Source organism: Bounagaea algeriensis, assembly GCF_054491375.1.
The window spans coordinates 1,848,862-1,864,528 of sequence record NZ_CM137102.1 but is presented as its reverse complement, the minus strand read 5'-3'; the positions used below and the strand labels follow the sequence as shown (position 1 = coordinate 1,864,528).

The 15,667-nt window shown below is 70.6% G+C and carries 15 protein-coding genes; 5 read left to right on the top strand and 10 right to left on the bottom strand.

What is annotated here, in order from left to right; translation table 11 throughout:
* Positions 1 to 65: 65 nt before the first annotated feature.
* The gene (locus ACVGV2_RS08400) at positions 66 to 452 is read right to left on the bottom strand and encodes a RidA family protein (RefSeq protein ID WP_459165483.1); all 387 of its coding nucleotides are present in this window, start codon (positions 450 to 452) and stop codon (positions 66 to 68) included.
* A gap of 28 nt (positions 453 to 480) precedes the next feature.
* The gene (locus ACVGV2_RS08395; RefSeq protein ID WP_459165482.1) at positions 481 to 1,227 is read right to left on the bottom strand and encodes an IclR family transcriptional regulator; all 747 of its coding nucleotides are present in this window, start codon (positions 1,225 to 1,227) and stop codon (positions 481 to 483) included.
* Positions 1,228 to 1,471: 244 nt separating this feature from the next.
* Here ACVGV2_RS08395 and ACVGV2_RS08390 point away from each other — a divergent pair, with 244 nt between their 5' ends.
* The 3 genes from ACVGV2_RS08390 to ACVGV2_RS08380 all read left to right on the top strand — a co-directional run bounded on the left by ACVGV2_RS08390 (position 1,472) and on the right by ACVGV2_RS08380 (position 5,840).
* Positions 1,472 to 2,710 (top strand): amino acid deaminase, encoded by a 1,239-nt coding sequence (locus ACVGV2_RS08390; protein ID WP_459165927.1) that lies wholly within the window; start codon positions 1,472 to 1,474, stop codon positions 2,708 to 2,710.
* Between the two features lie 88 nt (positions 2,711 to 2,798).
* Positions 2,799 to 4,391, top strand: coding sequence for an N-acyl-D-amino-acid deacylase family protein (locus tag ACVGV2_RS08385; RefSeq protein WP_459165481.1), 1,593 nt, complete (start codon positions 2,799 to 2,801; stop codon positions 4,389 to 4,391).
* A gap of 48 nt (positions 4,392 to 4,439) precedes the next feature.
* On the top strand, positions 4,440 to 5,840 hold the full coding sequence (locus ACVGV2_RS08380; RefSeq protein WP_459165480.1) for a GntP family permease: 1,401 nt from the start codon (positions 4,440 to 4,442) through the stop codon (positions 5,838 to 5,840).
* Between the two features lie 31 nt (positions 5,841 to 5,871).
* Here the strand turns inward: ACVGV2_RS08380 and paaE are convergent, their stop codons facing one another.
* The 8 genes from paaE to ACVGV2_RS08340 form a co-directional block, all read right to left on the bottom strand.
* Positions 5,872 to 6,990: a 1,2-phenylacetyl-CoA epoxidase subunit PaaE gene (paaE, locus tag ACVGV2_RS08375; RefSeq protein ID WP_459165479.1), complete on the bottom strand. Its 1,119-nt coding sequence runs from the start codon at positions 6,988 to 6,990 to the stop codon at positions 5,872 to 5,874.
* Position 6,991: 1 nt separating this feature from the next.
* Positions 6,992 to 7,516, bottom strand: a complete 525-nt coding sequence (paaD, locus tag ACVGV2_RS08370; protein WP_459165478.1) for a 1,2-phenylacetyl-CoA epoxidase subunit PaaD — start codon at positions 7,514 to 7,516, stop codon at positions 6,992 to 6,994.
* Positions 7,510 to 8,394 (bottom strand): 1,2-phenylacetyl-CoA epoxidase subunit PaaC, encoded by an 885-nt coding sequence (gene paaC / locus ACVGV2_RS08365; protein WP_459165477.1) that lies wholly within the window; start codon positions 8,392 to 8,394, stop codon positions 7,510 to 7,512. Before paaC ends, paaD begins: the two co-directional genes overlap by 7 nt.
* A 9-nt stretch (positions 8,395 to 8,403) precedes the next feature.
* Positions 8,404 to 8,706, bottom strand: coding sequence for a 1,2-phenylacetyl-CoA epoxidase subunit PaaB (paaB, locus tag ACVGV2_RS08360; protein ID WP_459165476.1), 303 nt, complete (start codon positions 8,704 to 8,706; stop codon positions 8,404 to 8,406).
* Positions 8,703 to 9,680 (bottom strand): 1,2-phenylacetyl-CoA epoxidase subunit PaaA, encoded by a 978-nt coding sequence (gene paaA, locus ACVGV2_RS08355; protein ID WP_459165475.1) that lies wholly within the window; start codon positions 9,678 to 9,680, stop codon positions 8,703 to 8,705. The genes paaB and paaA overlap by 4 nt, the downstream gene beginning before the upstream one ends.
* Before the next feature lie 136 nt (positions 9,681 to 9,816).
* A complete protein-coding gene (paaZ, locus tag ACVGV2_RS08350; protein ID WP_459165474.1) occupies positions 9,817 to 11,871 on the bottom strand; it encodes a phenylacetic acid degradation bifunctional protein PaaZ in 2,055 nt (684 codons plus the stop codon).
* A gap of 78 nt (positions 11,872 to 11,949) precedes the next feature.
* Positions 11,950 to 12,738 (bottom strand): enoyl-CoA hydratase/isomerase family protein, encoded by a 789-nt coding sequence (locus tag ACVGV2_RS08345; protein ID WP_459165473.1) that lies wholly within the window; start codon positions 12,736 to 12,738, stop codon positions 11,950 to 11,952.
* A gap of 13 nt (positions 12,739 to 12,751) precedes the next feature.
* Complete coding sequence (locus tag ACVGV2_RS08340) at positions 12,752 to 13,615, bottom strand: 3-hydroxyacyl-CoA dehydrogenase family protein (RefSeq protein ID WP_459165472.1); 864 nt, start codon at positions 13,613 to 13,615, stop codon at positions 12,752 to 12,754.
* Positions 13,616 to 13,853: 238 nt separating this feature from the next.
* On the opposite strand from ACVGV2_RS08340, the gene paaI reads away from it, so the two are divergent.
* Positions 13,854 to 14,297: a hydroxyphenylacetyl-CoA thioesterase PaaI gene (gene paaI, locus ACVGV2_RS08335; RefSeq protein WP_459165926.1), complete on the top strand. Its 444-nt coding sequence runs from the start codon at positions 13,854 to 13,856 to the stop codon at positions 14,295 to 14,297.
* Complete coding sequence (gene paaK / locus ACVGV2_RS08330; RefSeq protein WP_459165471.1) at positions 14,294 to 15,643, top strand: phenylacetate--CoA ligase PaaK; 1,350 nt, start codon at positions 14,294 to 14,296, stop codon at positions 15,641 to 15,643. Before paaI ends, paaK begins: the two co-directional genes overlap by 4 nt.
* Positions 15,644 to 15,667 lie beyond the last annotated feature (24 nt).

Here is a 15,667-nt window from a genome sequence, read left to right as displayed (position 1 = left end):
CGCCCGGGACAGCGGCCCCGCAGGAGCGCTCGTCCCGGACGTGCCCGGACATCCGTTCGTCGGCTTCAGCCCGTCACTGCCAACGCGTCGATCTCCACCAGCAGTCCGGCGGGAAGGCCGACGTAGACCGTGGTCCGGGCCGGGAAGGGCTCACCCACGACACGCGCGTAGGTCTCGTTCATCTCCGCGAAGTGGGCGACGTCGGTGAGGTAGACCCGCAGCATCAGCACGTCCTGCACACCGGCACCACTGGCCTCGAGGATGGCGAAGACGTTGCGCAGGGCCTGCTCGGTCTGGGCGACCACGTCGCCCTTGACGGCCTCGCCGGTGGCCGGGTCCACGCCGGTCTGACCGGAGACCTGCACGAGGTTGCCCTTGCTCACCGCCTGCGACAGCGGCACGCCCGCCGCGGGACGCGGTGCCTCGTCGGTGGTGATGACGTTCCTGTCCATGTCGCGTTCCTTTCCCGTCGGGGGAGTTTCAGGTTTCGTTCCAACCGAGCTCGGCGGAGATGCGCCCGGCGGTGGCCAGCAGGTCGTCGACGAGTGCCAGCAGACCGGCGCGGTCGAGCAGGACCTTCGGCGCGGAGACCGAGATGGCGGCGATCACCTCGCCGTGGTCGTTGCGCAGCGGAGCGGCGACGCAGTGGATGAAGTCCTCGTGCTCCGCGTCGTCGACCGCGTAGCCCTGCTGCTTCACCCGGTCGAGTTCGGCGAGGAACCGCTCGGGGGTGGTGATCGTGTTCGCGGTCAGGGCCGGGTACTCGAGGCCGTTCGCGAGCTGGGATCGAGCTTGCCCGCTCCGCCCGGCGACGAGGACCTTGCCCATGGCGGTGCAGTGCAGGGGCGCGCGGCGACCGACCCGGGAGTACATGCGCACCGGTTGGTTGCTGTCCACCTTGTCGATGTACACGACTTCGTCGGCCTCGCAGATGGCGAGGTGGACCGTGTGCCCGGTGCGCGAGCCCAGCGACTCCAGTCCGGGGCGGGCCACGCCCCGCACGTCGAGGTCCTCGAGGGCCTGGTTGGCGAGGCCGAACAGGGTGCTTCCGAGGCGGTAGCGGTGCTGGTCGACCCGCCGCACGAAGCGGTGGGACTCCAGCGTGCGAAGCAGGCGCATGGCGGTCGACTTGTGCACGCCGAGCTTTTCCGCGAGTTCGTCGAGCGTCAGCGGGTTCGCGGCGAGCTCGGTCAGCACGACGAGTCCGCGCTCCAGGCTCTGGCTCACCCGTGACCTCCACGTTCGTTCCGTTGACGCCCTGTTGGGCATATGCTAAACATCTGATAACCAGATTACGCAACATATATTGCAATATGCGCAATATTGCGTGTCGTGGTGCAGCGCCACCAGCGAGCGCTGCGGTCCAACCGATGCCGACGCACGAAGCGGAGTTCCCGTGCCGCGAACCGCGATCAACGAGGCAGCCGTCCGGTCCCTGCAGGACGAACGCATCGACTGGCGCCACAAGGGAATGCCGCACGCGGCATTCGGCAGCACGATCGGCGGGTTCCTCGCCGAGCGGCCCGGACTTTTCGACTCCGGCTTCGTCGGACCGCTGCTCGTGCTCGACGAGCGGGCGCTGGAGCACAACCTGCGCACCATGGCCGACTGGTGCACCCGGCAGGGTGTGCAGCTCGCCCCGCACGGGAAGACGACGATGGCGCCCCAGCTGTTCGCGCGCCAACTCGCGCGCGGAGCCTGGGGCATCACCGCGGCCACCCTCAGCCAGCTGCGCGTGTACCGCGCCTTCGGCGTCGCGCGCGTGCTGTTCGCCAACCAGCTGGTCGACCCCGACGGCCTCGCATGGCTGGCCCGGGAACTCGACGCCGACCCCGATTTCGCGTTCAGCTGCTGGGTCGACTCCGCGGAGGGCGTCGAGCTCATGGACGCGGCGCTGGACCGAGCGGCACCGGACCGGCAGGTGGACGTGTTGCTGGAGCTCGGCGGCGCAGGGGGCCGCACGGGCGTGCGCGACCTCGACGAAGCCGACCGCGTCGCCGCGGCGGTGGCGGCCAGCCCCTGGCTGCGGCTCGTGGGCGTGGGCGGTTACGAGGGGGCGCTGGCCCACGACCTCAGCTCGCACGACGTCTCCGCAGTGGACGAATACATGGGTAGGCTGCGCAGCGCGGTCACCCGTCTCGCCGCGGCGGGGCACTTCGACGGGCTCGACGAAGTCATCGTGACCTGCGGTGGCAGCGCGTACTTCGACCAGGTCGCGGAGGCGTTGACCGCACCGTGGCCCGAGGAACTGCCCGTGACCCCGGTGCTCCGCAGCGGTGCTTACATCACTCACGACGACGGCCTCTACCGCACGATGTCGCCGTTCGGGCGCGAGCACCGCCTGGCCTCCACCGAGTCGGCGTTGCAACCAGCGATGCGGATCTGGGCCCAGGTCACCTCCCGACCCGAACCCGGGCTCGCCCTGGTGACCATGGGGCGGCGCGACGCCTCCTTCGACCAGCACCTGCCCGAGCCGCAAGTCGTGCGCTCCGGCGACGGCACCACCCGCGTCCTCGACGGAGCCGAGCACGTCACCGAACTCGCCGACCAGCACGCCTTCCTGCGCTTCGGCAGCGACACCGAGCTGCGCGTGGGCGACTGGGTCGGATTCGGCCTGTCGCACCCGTGCACGGTCTTCGACAAGTGGGGCCTGATCCCGGTCGTGGACGACCGGAACACCGTGGTCGACCTGGTCCGCACGTACTTCTGAACGCACCGCTCGGGCGGGAACACGTGGCCGTTCCGCAGCGCCCCGCACGAGCGCACTCCCCCTGCGAGCACGAAAGCACAGGTGCGACATGGACACCGTCATCAGCGGTGCCGAGGTGATCGACGGCACCGGAACGCCGCGGTACCGCGCCGATGTCGGCATTCGGGGATCACGGATCGCCGAGATCGCCGAGGCCGGCAGTCTGCGCGGCAACCGGACCATCGAGGCCGACGGATTGGCGCTGGCCCCCGGGTTCATCGACATGCACGCGCATTCGGACCTGCAGATCCTCGCCGAACCCGACCACACCGCCAAGGTCTCGCAGGGCGTCACGCTGGAGGTGATCGGGCAGGACGGGCTCTCCTACGCCCCCGTCGACGACGACGCGCTGGCCGCCCTGCGCGGACAGCTCGCCGGGTGGAACGACGATCCACCCGGGTTCGACTGGAACTGGCGCAGCGTCGGCGAATACCTCGACCGGCTGGACCGGGGGATCGCGGCCAACGCGGCATACCTCGTTCCGCAGGGAACGCTGCGCGTGCTCTGCGTCGGCCACGAGGACCGGCCGGCCACCGAGCGCGAGATGGCGGAAATGCGCGCACTGCTCGCCCGTTCGCTGCGCGAGGGCGCGTTCGGCATGTCCTCCGGATTGACCTACACGCCGGGCATGTACGCCTCCACCGGAGAACTCACCGCGCTGTGCGAAGTCGTCGGGCAGCACTGCGGGTTCTACAGCCCGCACCACCGCAGCTACGGCGCCGGCGCGCTGGAGGCCTACGCGGAGATGCTGCGCGTCACACGGGATTCCCGGTGCCCGCTGCACCTGTCGCACGCGACGATGAACTTCGGCGTGAACAAGGGACGTGCGAACGACCTGCTGTCCCTGTTGGACGAAGCGCTCGACGGCGGCCAGGACATCACACTGGACAGCTACCCGTACCTTCCCGGCTGCACCGCGCTGCACGCCCTGCTGCCCAGCTGGGCCACCGAAGGCGGTGTCGACGCCACCGTGCGCCGGCTGCGCGACCCCGAGCACGGCGAGCGGATCCGCCAGATCATGGAGGAAGTGGGCGCGGACGGCTGCCACGGGGTGCCGATCGACTGGGAAGCCATCGAGATCAACGGGGTGCGCGACGCCGCGCACAACGGCGACCTCGTCGGCCGCAGCATCGCCGAGTCCGCACGCCGCCTGGGGCGCAGCCCCTTCGAGGTCTTCTGCGACGTGCTCGTGCACGAACGCCTCGGAACCTCCTGCCTGATGCACGTCGGTCACGAGGAGAACGTCCGGGCGATCATGCAGCACCGCACGCACACCGTCGGCAGTGACGGGCTGCTCGTGGGGGACCGACCGCACCCGCGCGCGTGGGGCACCTTCCCGCGCTACCTCGGCCACTACACGCGGGACCTCGGCGTGTTCACGCTGGAGCAGTGCGTCGAGCACATGACCGCGCGGGCGGCCGACCGGCTCGGGCTCACCGACCGCGGGCGCATCCGTGTCGGCAACGCTGCCGATCTCGTCGTGTTCTGCCCCGAGAACGTCTCGGACACGGCGACGTTCGAGCAGCCGCGGCAGCAGCCGGACGGCATTCCGCACGTCTTCGTCAACGGTGCCGCGGTCATCGACGGGGGCCGGCGCACCGATGCGCTTCCCGGCGGTGCCCTGCGCAAAACCGCCCGATAACCATCGCGAACGCCGCACCGGTTCGGTCTCCGACCCGAGGAGTACAACGTGGATTCATTAGTGCACTGGTTGCAGCATGAAACCGCCGGACTGCTCACGCTCTGCGCCGCCGGCATCGCCGTGCTGCTGCTCATGATCATCCGCTTCCGGATCGAACCGTTCATCGCGCTGACCATCGCCGGGTTGCTGGTGGCCGTGGCGGCCGGCCTGCCTCCAGAGCAGATCGTCGGTTCGGCCCAGTCCAGCGGTGACTCGTTGCTGGAAAGCGGATTCGGCAGCATCCTCGGGCACATCGCCGCGATCGTGGGCCTGGGCACGATCCTGGGTTCGTTGCTGGAATCGTCCGGAGGAGCACAACTGCTCACCCGCTCCTTCCTGCGGGTGTTCGGGGACCGCCAGGCGCCGCTGGCGATGGGCTTGTCCGGTTTCCTCTTCGGCATCCCCGTGTTCTTCGACATCGGTGTCTTCGTGCTCGCACCGCTGGTGTACGTGGCCGCGCGGCAGAGCGGTCGTTCGATCCTGCTGTACTGCCTGCCACTGGCCGCGGGCCTGTCCATGACCCACGCGTTCCTGCCGCCGCATCCGGGTCCGGTGGTCGCCGCCGGGCTGCTGGGCGTGGATCTCGGTTGGCTCATCATCATGGGATTGGCTTGCGGCATTCCGGCGATGGTCGTCAGCGGCGTCCTGTTCCCGGCTTGGATCGGCAAGAGGATCCACGTCCCGGTACCGGAGGACATGCTCGCCTCGGACGCCGCGGAGGAGCCGGAACGCGGCAGCCCCGGACTCGGCACGGTCGGCTCGATCATCGGCCTGCCGATGCTGCTGATCCTGGGGGGAACGGTCGGCAGCGTCGCGCTCGCCGAGGGGAGCACCGCCTACTCGCTGGCGACGTTCTTCGGCAACCCGGTGGTGGCCCTGCTCATCTCGGTGCTGTTGGCGTTCTGGCTGCTGGGCACGCGGCGGGGCATGTCCGGTGCCGACCTGTCGGCGTTGACCGGCAAGGCACTGCGCCCGCTGGGCATGATCCTGCTCGTCGTGGGCGCCGGCGGGTTCTTCGGCACCGTGCTCGACGAGACCGGTGTCGGCGACGCCCTGGCCGGGTCCCTGCAGTCGGCCGGTCTGCCGCTGCTCGTCTCGGCCTACGTCATCAGCGCAGGGTTGCGCATAGCGCAGGGGTCGGCGACGGTGTGCATCGTTACCACGGGCGGCATCATCGCCCCGCTGGTCGCCGACCAGCCCTACGCGCAACCGCAGCTCGCGCTCATCGCGGTCGCGATCGCGGCGGGATCGGTCGTCGCCTCGCACGTCAACGACGGCGGTTTCTGGATCATTTCGCGCTACTTCGGGATTTCGGTCAAGGACACGCTGCGGACGTGGACCGTCCTGGAGACCATCCTCTCGGTGGTGGCCTTCGGCGTGGCCGCCGTGCTGAGCGCGGTGCTGGCCTGATGCCGCAGCGGACCGCGCGGCGGGCGGAGGATCAGCAGTCGTAGTCCACTGTGACCGCGTCGGTGTCCGGCAACGACTGGCACGTCAGCACGAAACCGTCGTCCACTTCGGACTGCTCGAGGGCGAAGTTGCGCCGCATGGTCACCGCGCCCTCGGTCACCTTGGCGCGGCAGGTGCCGCACACCCCCCCTTTGCAGGCGAACGGCAGGTCCGGACGGGACTTCTGCGCCGCGTCGAGCACCGGCGTGTCCTTGGGCAGGGTGAGCGTGGAAGTCCGCCCGTCCAGGGTGACCTCCACTTCTGCGCAGGCGCCCTCGGGCACGTCTTCGGTGCGCCGCACCGGTTCCGGCGGGACCTCGTCCACGTGGAACAGCTCCTGGTGCACCCGCCCGTCGTCCACGCCGAGATCAGCCAGCACCTCGCGTGCTTCGGTGACCATGCCGTACGGCCCGCACAGCCACCAGTGCTCGTCGCCGGCGACGGCCAGGAGCGCGTCCACGAGCTGGCGCAGCTTGCCGCCGTCGAGGCGTCCGGACACCAGGTCCGAGGCGCGGGGTTCGCGGGAGAGCACGTGCACGAGTTCGAACCGGGCGGGAAAGCGGTCCTTCAGATCGGCGAGCTCGTCGGTGAACATGACCGTGTCGCTGCGCCGGTTGCCGTAGACGAGGGTGACGTGCGCGTTCGTCTCCCGCAGCAGGCTGGCGGCGATGGACAGCACCGGCGTGATCCCCGATCCCGCGGAGACGAGCACGTGCCGGTCCGAGGTCTCGGGCCCGGGGGTGAACGAGCCGCCGGGCGGTTGCACCTCGACCACGTCGCCGGGCGCCACCTCGTCCACCAACCAGCTGGAGAACAGCCCGTCCGGGACCAGTCGCACCCCGATGCGCAACGAGCTGCCGCGCGCGGCGCAGATCGAGTACGAGCGGCGGTGCTCACCATCGGCCATCCGGCGACGCAACGTGAGCGACTGGCCGGGCCGGAAGTCGAACACGTCGGCGAGTTCCTCGGGCACGTCGAAGGTCACGGCGACCGCGTCCGCGCACAACCGGTCCACTGCGGACACGCGCAGCGGGTGGAACGCGCGGCGCCGGTTCGGCGGCGCCGAGCTCGCGGACGTGGTGGCGACCGGGTTCCGCTCGGTGGTGGTCACGTCACAGCTCCTTGAAGTGTTCGAACGGCTCGGCGCAGGCTCGGCACCTGCGCAACGCCTTGCATGCGGTCGAGCCGAAGCGGGAGAGTTCCTCGGTCTCGCGCGCTCCGCAGTGCGGGCAGGCCACCGCACGCCGCGTGGGTCCGAGGGTCAGCGGCACCGGGCCGCCGTCGTGCGCGGGTGCGCTGCCCGGCGGAGCGATGCCGTGTTCGGCGAGCTTGCGCCGGCCTTCCGCGCTGATCCAGTCGGTGCTCCACGGCGGGTCGAGCTCGGTGCGCACCTCGACGCCGGTGAAGCCGGCCTCGCTCAGGCGGCGGCGCACGTCGCTGCGCATCTCCGCCAGCGCGGGGCAGCCCGAGTAGGTGGGCGTCAGCGTCACCACCGCGGTGCCGTCGGCGGCGAGCTCGACCCCGCGCAGCACGCCGAGGTCGGCCAGCGTCAGCATCGGCAGCTCCGGGTCGGTCACCTCCTCGGCGACCGCCCGGGCCTGCTGCTCGGCGGAACGGGTGGGAGTACCGGTCACCATGTCGCCTCCGGATGCGCACGTGCCAGAGTTTGCATCTCGGCGAGCACGTAGCCGAGGTGCTCGGTGTGCACCCCGTCGCGGCCGGCGCGCCCGCCGACGCCGGCGAGGGGGCGTGCTTCGGGCTGCGCCAGCGTCGCGGCGCTGCGGACCTGCTCCCAGGCCGCGTCGAACTCCTCGCGGGCGTCGGCGGGGTCGACGGCGATACCGTCCTGCGCGGCGGCGCGTTCGGTGGCGTGCGGGCGGAACAGCTCGTCCACGAGCGGCCACACCGCCTCGATGCCGGCCTGCATGCGGGTGTGCGACTCCGCGGTGCCGTCGCCGAGCCGCACGATCCACTTGGCGGTGTACTCGCGGTGGTACTCGAGTTCCTTGACGGCCTTGGCGGCGATGGCGGCCAGCACCGGGTCCCGCGCGGAGCGCAGGCGGGAGAACACGGCCAGTCGCCACGTGGCGAACACGAACACCCGCGCCATCGTCTCGCCGAAGTCGCCGCCCGGCGGTTCGACGAGACGGACGTTGCGGAACTCGTGCTCGTCGCGGAAGTACGCCAGCGCGTCCTCGTCGCGCCCGGTCCCGTCCACTCGGCCCGCCCGGGCGAGCAGCATGCGCGCCTGTCCGAGCAGGTCGAGCGCGATGTTGGCCAGTGCCACCTCGTCCTCGAGCTCCGGTGCCTCGGTGACCCATTCGGTGAGGCGCTGGGCCGCGATGAGCGCGTCGTCACCGAGCATCAGGCAGTACTCGCCGAGCAGCGCACCGTCCACCCCGCCGGGAACGCTCGTGTCCACTCCGGACAGCGGATCGTCGAACCCGGTGCCGAACGCCCACCGGGAGTCGGTGTCGGCGGAGGCGAGCGCCTCGTAGGCGTTGTCGAAGGACATGGGGCGGCCTCACATGTGCGGGACGTCGTCGGGAATGCTGTAGAACGTGGGATGGCGGTAGACCTTGTCCCCGTTCGGCGCGAACATCGGGTCCTTCTCGTCCGGGCTCGAGGCCGTGATCGCCTCGGCGCGCACGACCCAGATGCTCACGCCCTCGTTGCGCCGCGTGTAGAGGTTGCGCGCGTTGTGCAGCGCCATTTCCTCGTCGGCGGCGTGCAGCGAGCCGACGTGGACGTGGTTGAGCCCGCGCTTGCCGCGGACGAAGATCTCGAACAGCGGCCACGAGGCGCGCGGGGCTTCGGTTTCGCTCATGACGTGCCCTCCTCGGCGTGCTTGGCGGCGTGGGCGAGCGCGGCTTCGCGCACCCACCGGCCGTTCTCGTGCGCGGCGCGGCGGCGCTGCATGCGCTGGTCGTTGCACGGCCCCTGTCCGGAGATCACGCTCTTGAGCTCGGACCAGTCCGGTTCGCCGAAGTCGTAGTGCTCGCGTTCGGCGTTGAAGACCAGTTCCGGGTCGGGCAGGCTCACGCCGAGCGCTTCGGCCTGCGGCACGGTCATGTCCACGAACTTCTGGCGCAGCTCGTCGTTGGTGTGCCGCTTGATCCGCCAGGCCATGGACTGCTGCGTGTTCGGCGAGTCGCCGTCGGGCGGGCCGAACATCATCAGCGAGGGCCACCACCACCGGTTCGTGGCGTCCTGCACCATCCGGCGCTGCTCGGCGGTGCCGTTCATCATCGTCAGCAGCATTTCGTAGCCCTGCCGCTGGTGGAACGACTCCTCCTTGCAGATGCGCACCATGGCCCGCGCGTACGGGCCGAAGGAGCTGCGGCACAGCGGCACCTGGTTGCAGATGGCCGCGCCGTCGACGAGCCAGCCGATGACGCCGATGTCGGCGAAGTTCAGCGTCGGGTAGTTGAAGATCGACGAATACTTCTGCCGGCCCTCGATGAGCTTGTCCGTGAGCTCGCCGCGGTCGACGCCGAGGGTTTCGGCCGCCGAGTACAGGTACAGGCCGTGCCCGGCCTCGTCCTGCACCTTCGCCAGCAGGATGGCTTTGCGCCGCAGGCTCGGCGCGCGCGTGAGCCAGTTGCCCTCCGGCTGCATGCCGATGATCTCCGAGTGCGCGTGCTGCGCGATCTGCCGGACCAGGGTCTTGCGATATCCCTCGGGCATCCAGTCCCGGGGTTCGATGCGCTGGTCGCGTTCGATCCGCTCGTCGAAGTGCTGCTGCAGCTGCTCTTCGCCGGGGGTCTGCGTTTCCTCGACGACTGCTCCGCCGGTCGCCACGGGGACCACCTCCACCGCTTCCTGGCTCCCACCGGCCGGAATTACCGACCGTTCGGTCAAAAAATATTTTCGCGCAGGACACCCGCGGAACGCAACCCCCGCGGAGGCCGTCCCGCGGGTGCCCTGCCGGAATCGTTCAGGCCGAGCCGGCGGCCCCCTCGGCGTCCCGCTTGGCCACCAGCGTGAGCACGTCGTACTTGGCCACCGAATCGCCGTTCTGGTTGGTCACGTCGGCGTCCCACCGGACCTCGCCGTAGGCGGCGTTCGAGCGCGGCGTGATCCGCTTGGCCGTCAACGTCACCGTGATCTCGTCCCCCGGGTAGGTCGGCGTGCGGAACCGCAGGTTCTCCAGCCCGTAGTTGGCCAGCACCGGCCCCGGCTCCGGCGCGACGAACAGCCCCGCCGCGAACGACACGACCAGGTAGCCGTGCGCCACCCGACCGCCGAAGAACTCGTTGGCCGCCGCGGCCTCGTCGTCGGTGTGGGCGTAGAAGGTGTCCCCGGTGAACTCCGCGAAGTGCTCGACGTCCTGCAGCGTGACCTGCCGCGGACCGCCGATGACCGTGTCACCCGGCCGCAGGTCCTCCAGGTGCTTGCGGAACGGGTGCTCCTCGGTGACCGAGCGCTGACCGCCCGAGACCCACTCCCCGCCGATCGCGGTGAGCGTGTCCGGATCGGCCTGCACCGCGGTGCGCTGCATGTGGTGCAGCACCCCGTGCAGTCCGCCCAGCTCCTGCCCGCCGCCTGCGCGGCCCGGGCCGCCGTGGACCAGCTGCGGAACCGGGGACCCGTGCCCGGTCGACTCGGCGGCGTCGTGCCGGTTGAGCACGAGCATCCGCCCGTGGCTCGCGGCAGCACCCAGCACGACCTCGCGCGCGAAGTCGCGATCGGCGGTGACCACCGATCCCACCAGGCTGCCCCGACCGCGGCGGGCCAGCTCCACCGCCTGGGCCGCGCCCTCGTACGGCACGACCGTGCTGACCGGGCCGAACGCCTCCACCTCGTGCGGCTGCGAGCGTTGCGGATCATCGCAGCGCAGCAGCATGGGCGAGACGAACGCGCCGTGCTCGGCATCGGCACCCGCCGGCTGCACCTGCTCCGGATCGCCGTGGACCAGCTCTCCCGCCTCCAGCAGTGCCTTGACCGAACGCCGCACCTCCTCGCGCTGCTCGAGGCTGGCCAACGCCCCCATGGTCACGCCCTCTGCCCGCGGATCGCCGACCACGACGCGCTCCAGCCGCTGCCGCGCGGCCGCGACCACGTCGTCGAGGAGGTCGGCGGGCACCAGCGCTCGCCGGATCGCGGTGCACTTCTGCCCCGCCTTGACGGTCATCTCGGTGACGAGTTGATCGACGAACAGGTCGAACTCCGCGGTGTCCGGGCCGGCGTCGGGCCCGAGCACGGAGCAGTTCAGCGAATCCGCCTCCGCGTTGAACCGCACCGCCCGGTCGACCAGCGTCGGGTGCGCGCGCAGGCGCTCGGCCGTGGCGGCGGAACCGGTGAACGACACGAGGTCCTGCTCGGACACGTGTTCCAGCAGGTCCCCCGCGCCGCCGCACACGAGTTGCACCGACCCCTCCGGCAGCAGCCCGGACTCCACGATCAGCTCGACCAGCCGGTGCGTGAGGTAAGCGGTCTGCTCGGCGGGTTTGATCAGGCTCGGCACGCCCGCCAGGAACGCCGGGGCGAGCTTCTCCAGCGGCCCCCACACGGGGAAGTTGAACGCGTTGATCTGCACCGCCACCCCGCGCAGCGGCGTGCACACGTGCCGGCCCAGGAACGTGCCGCCCTTGCCGAGCGGCTCGGTCCCGCCGTCGAGGTAGACCGTGGAATTGGGCAGTTCGCGGCGTCCCTTGCTGGCGTAGGTGAACAGCACGCCGATGCCGCCGTCGACGTCGAACTTGGCATCGCCCTTGGTCGCACCGGTGCGCGCCGACAGCTCGTACAGCTCCGGGCGGTGTTCCCGCAGGTACGACGCGAGCGATTTGAGCAGTGCCGCGCGCTGGTGGAACGTCAGCTCCCGCAGCGCCGACCCGCCGACCTCCCGCCCGTGGGCGAGCGCGCCGGCCACGTCGATCCCCGCCGAGGAGACCCGGGCGACCTCCGCACCGGTGACCGCATCGCGCATCGGCGTTCCCTCGTCGGTGGGCCGCTGCCACCGGCCGCCGACATAACTGGACAGTGCACTCATCTCCAACGACCTCCTCGCCGGCCCGCGCCGGCCGATCGGTGCCGCGGAGCCGGCACACTCCGCGGGTTCCCCGCGGGGCTATTGGCCCCGGAACTCGGGCTGTTGCTTGTTCAGGAAAGCTTCCACCGCCGCGCTGTGATCACTGGTCGTGGCCAGGCGCTCCTGGGCCAGCGCCTCGGCCTCGAGGGTGGCACCGAACCCCTCCTGCGCCCGCAGCAGCGCTTTGAGCTCGGCGTAGGCAGCTGTGGGGCCGTGCGCGAGCTGCCGGGCCAGTTCCCACGCCGCCGAGAACACCTCCTCCCCGGAGACGACGCGGTGCACCAGCCCCCACTCGAGGGCCGTCTCGGCCGCGAGCATCTCGCCGAGGAAGAACAGCTGGCCGGCGCGGGAGGAGCCGACCGCGCGCACGAGGCTCGCGCTCAGTCCCGAGTCGCTGGCCAGGCCGATGCCGGTGAAAGCGGTGCCGAACTTCGCCCGGTCGGCGGCGACGCGGACGTCGCCGGCGAGGGCGAATCCCAGGCCCGCACCCACGCACGGCCCGTTGATGCCGACCACGACGGGCTTCGGCAGTTCGGCCAGGGCGGTGACGATCGGGTTGTAGTGCTCCCGCACCGTCGCCAACGCGCTGGTCCCGTCGGCGCGCAGCGCCTGCGCGTGCTCGGCCAGGTCCTGGCCCACGCAGAAGGCCTTGCCCGCACCGGTCAGCAGCACTCCGCGCACTGCGGTGTCCGCGGCGGCCGCGTGCAGGGCCTGCAGCAGCTCCTCCTTGAGCCGCCGGTCGAGCGCGTTGGCGGCTTCCGGGCGGTTCAGCGTGATCGTGGCGACCGCGTCGGTGGTTTCGCAGTGCACCGCGCTGTCGGTGGTCATGGACTGCCTCCGCTCACTCGTTCCATTCGTGGAAGCCGCGTCCGCTCTTGCGGCCGAGTTCTCCACGTTCGACCTTGTCCCGCAGCACCTGCGGCGGGGTGAAGCGCTCGCCCAGGGTGCGGCTCAAGTATTCGGCGACGGCCAGGCGCACGTCGAGCCCGACGAGGTCGGTGGAGCGCAGCGGGCCCATCGGGTGCCGGTAGCCCAGCTCCATCGCGGTGTCGATCGACGCGGCGTCGGTGACGCCCTCCTCCAGCATGCGCATGGCTTCCAACCCCAGGGCGACACCGAGGCGGCTGGTGGCGAAGCCGGGCGAATCGCGCACGACGATCTCGGTCTTGCCGAGCGCACGTGCCCAGCCGCGAACGGCCTGCACAGTGCTCTCGCCGCTGGCCGGACCAGCCACCACCTCGACGAGTTTCGAAGCGGGCACCGGGTTGAAGAAGTGCATGCCGACGAAGCGCTCGGGCGAGTGCAGCGCGGTGCCGAGTTCGGCGACGGACAGTGAGCTCGTGTTGCTGGCCAGCACCGTCGACGCCGCCACGACCGCTTCGGCTGCGGTGAGCATCCGGACCTTCAGCTCCGGCGTCTCCGGTACCGCCTCGACGACGAGTTCGGCCTCCGTCGGCAGCGCGGAGACCTCGGTGGCGGTGTGCAACCGCTGCAGCACCGCGTCCGGGGACGCCTCGAGCTTCCCGCGCCGGCGGGCGCCCTCCAGGCTGTCGCGCACGCGTTCACGCGCCGCCTGCGCGGCGACGTCGTCGTTCTCGACGATGTGGACCTCGGCGCCGAGCACGAGGAACACCTGGGCGATTCCCGAGCCCATGCGCCCACCGCCGAGGACGCCGACGGATTCGACCGTGTCGCTCACGTCCACTCCTCACGTTGCTCCGACCTCCGCCGCCGTGCACGGCCGCACCGCACGTTCGGCTCAGGCGCACCGCGATCCGCGGTGATCTCCTTCGAGTTGCGGAAAGTTCGGCGATGACGGCGGGTTGACAACACTTCGCGCGCCGCCAACACTGCACATTAATAACCGACTGTTCGGTCAGTATGCAAGGTGGTGAGACCCCGTGACCACGTCGGATCTGCCCGTGGCAGCGTCCACGCGCGCCATGCTCGACGACGACCACGCCTCCAGATCACTCGGGATCGAAGTCGACGAGGCCGTCGACGGCTCCGCATCCGCCCGGATGCTCATCACCGCGAGCATGGTCAACGGCCACGGCATCGCGCACGGCGGTTACGTCTTCGCGCTCGCCGACACCGCGTTCGCCTGCGCCTGCAACAGCCACGGCCCCACCACCGTCGCCGCCAGCGCGGAGATCACGTTCGTGGCACCGGCCCGCGAAGGGGATGTGCTGCACGCCCGCGCGGAGGAACGCGTCCGGTTCGGGCGCAGCGGCATCTACGACATCACCGTCCACCGCGGACCGGAGCACGACAGCACCGTGGTCGCGGAGTTCCGCGGACACAGCCGGAGCACGGGAGAAGGCCGCATGCGAGAAGGCCCTGCGCGAGAAGGCCCTGCGCGAGAAGGTAAGGAGGCAGGAGAATGACCGGGACAACGGAGTCGCCGGCATCCGTCGAAGACCCGGCACCCCTCGGGGACGTCGCCGCACCGACCGCGATCGCACCCGGCGACGTCGTACGCACCCGTGGCGAACTCGAATCCCTGCAACTCGAACGTCTGCAGTGGACGCTTTGGCACGCCTACGAGAACGTCCCGTTCTACCGCGAGCGGTTCGACTCGGCCGGTGTCCACCCCCGCGACTGCCGCACGCTGGCCGACCTGGCGAAGTTCCCGCCGACGACCAAGCACGACCTGCGGGACAACTACCCCTTCGGCATGTTCGCCGTGCCCCGTCAGCGGGTGCAGCGCGTCCACGCCTCCAGCGGCACCACCGGCCAGCCCACGGTCGTCGGCTACACCGAGCACGACCTGCAGGTCTGGTCCGACGTGGTCGCCCGGTCCATCGCGGCCGCGGGCGGCCGGCCGGGGGAGATGGTGCACGTCTCCTACGGGTACGGGCTGTTCACCGGCGGGCTCGGTGCGCACTACGGTGCCGAACGGCTCGGCTGCACCGTCGTCCCCGCATCGGGCGGGATGACGGCGCGCCAGGTGCGCATCATCCAGGACTTCCGCCCCGAGATCATCATGGTCACCCCCTCCTACATGCTCACCCTCATCGACGAGTTCCGGCGCCAGGGCATCGACCCGCGCGAAACGTCCCTGAAAGTCGGGATATTCGGCGCCGAACCGTGGACCGAGCAGATGCGCCGGGAGATCGAGCGGGCCGTCGACATCGACGCGGTGGACATCTACGGCCTGTCCGAGGTCATGGGTCCGGGCGTGTCCTCGGAATTCACCGACACCAAGGACGGCCCGCACGTCTGGGAGGACCACTTCTACCCCGAGGTGCTCGATCCGGTGCACGGCACGCCGCTGGCCGACGGCGAGAGCGGCGAGCTCGTGTTCACCGCGCTGACGAAGGAGGCCCTGCCGATCATCCGGTACCGCACGCGGGACCTCACCCGCCTGCACCCCGGTACTGCGCGGCCGGAGTTCCGGCGCATGGAGAAGATCACCGGACGCAGCGACGACATGATCATCCTGCGCGGGGTGAACGTCTTCCCCAGCCAGATCGAGGAGCTCGTGCTCAGCTGCGACGGCCTGTCGCCGCACTTCCAGATCTCGCTGGAACGCGCGGGCCGCATGGACCGCATGACCATCCGGGTGGAGTGCGCGGAGCACACCGCCGCAGAGCGGATCGCCGCGATCCCCGAGCAGCTGACCGAGTCGGTCAAAGAGGCGGTCGGGGTGAGCGCGCAGGTCGAGGTGGTCGAACCGGACACGTTGGAGCGTTCGGTCGGCAAGCTGCGCCGGGTCGTCGACCACCGGTGATCGGGGCAGCGCGGCGGTTGGGAA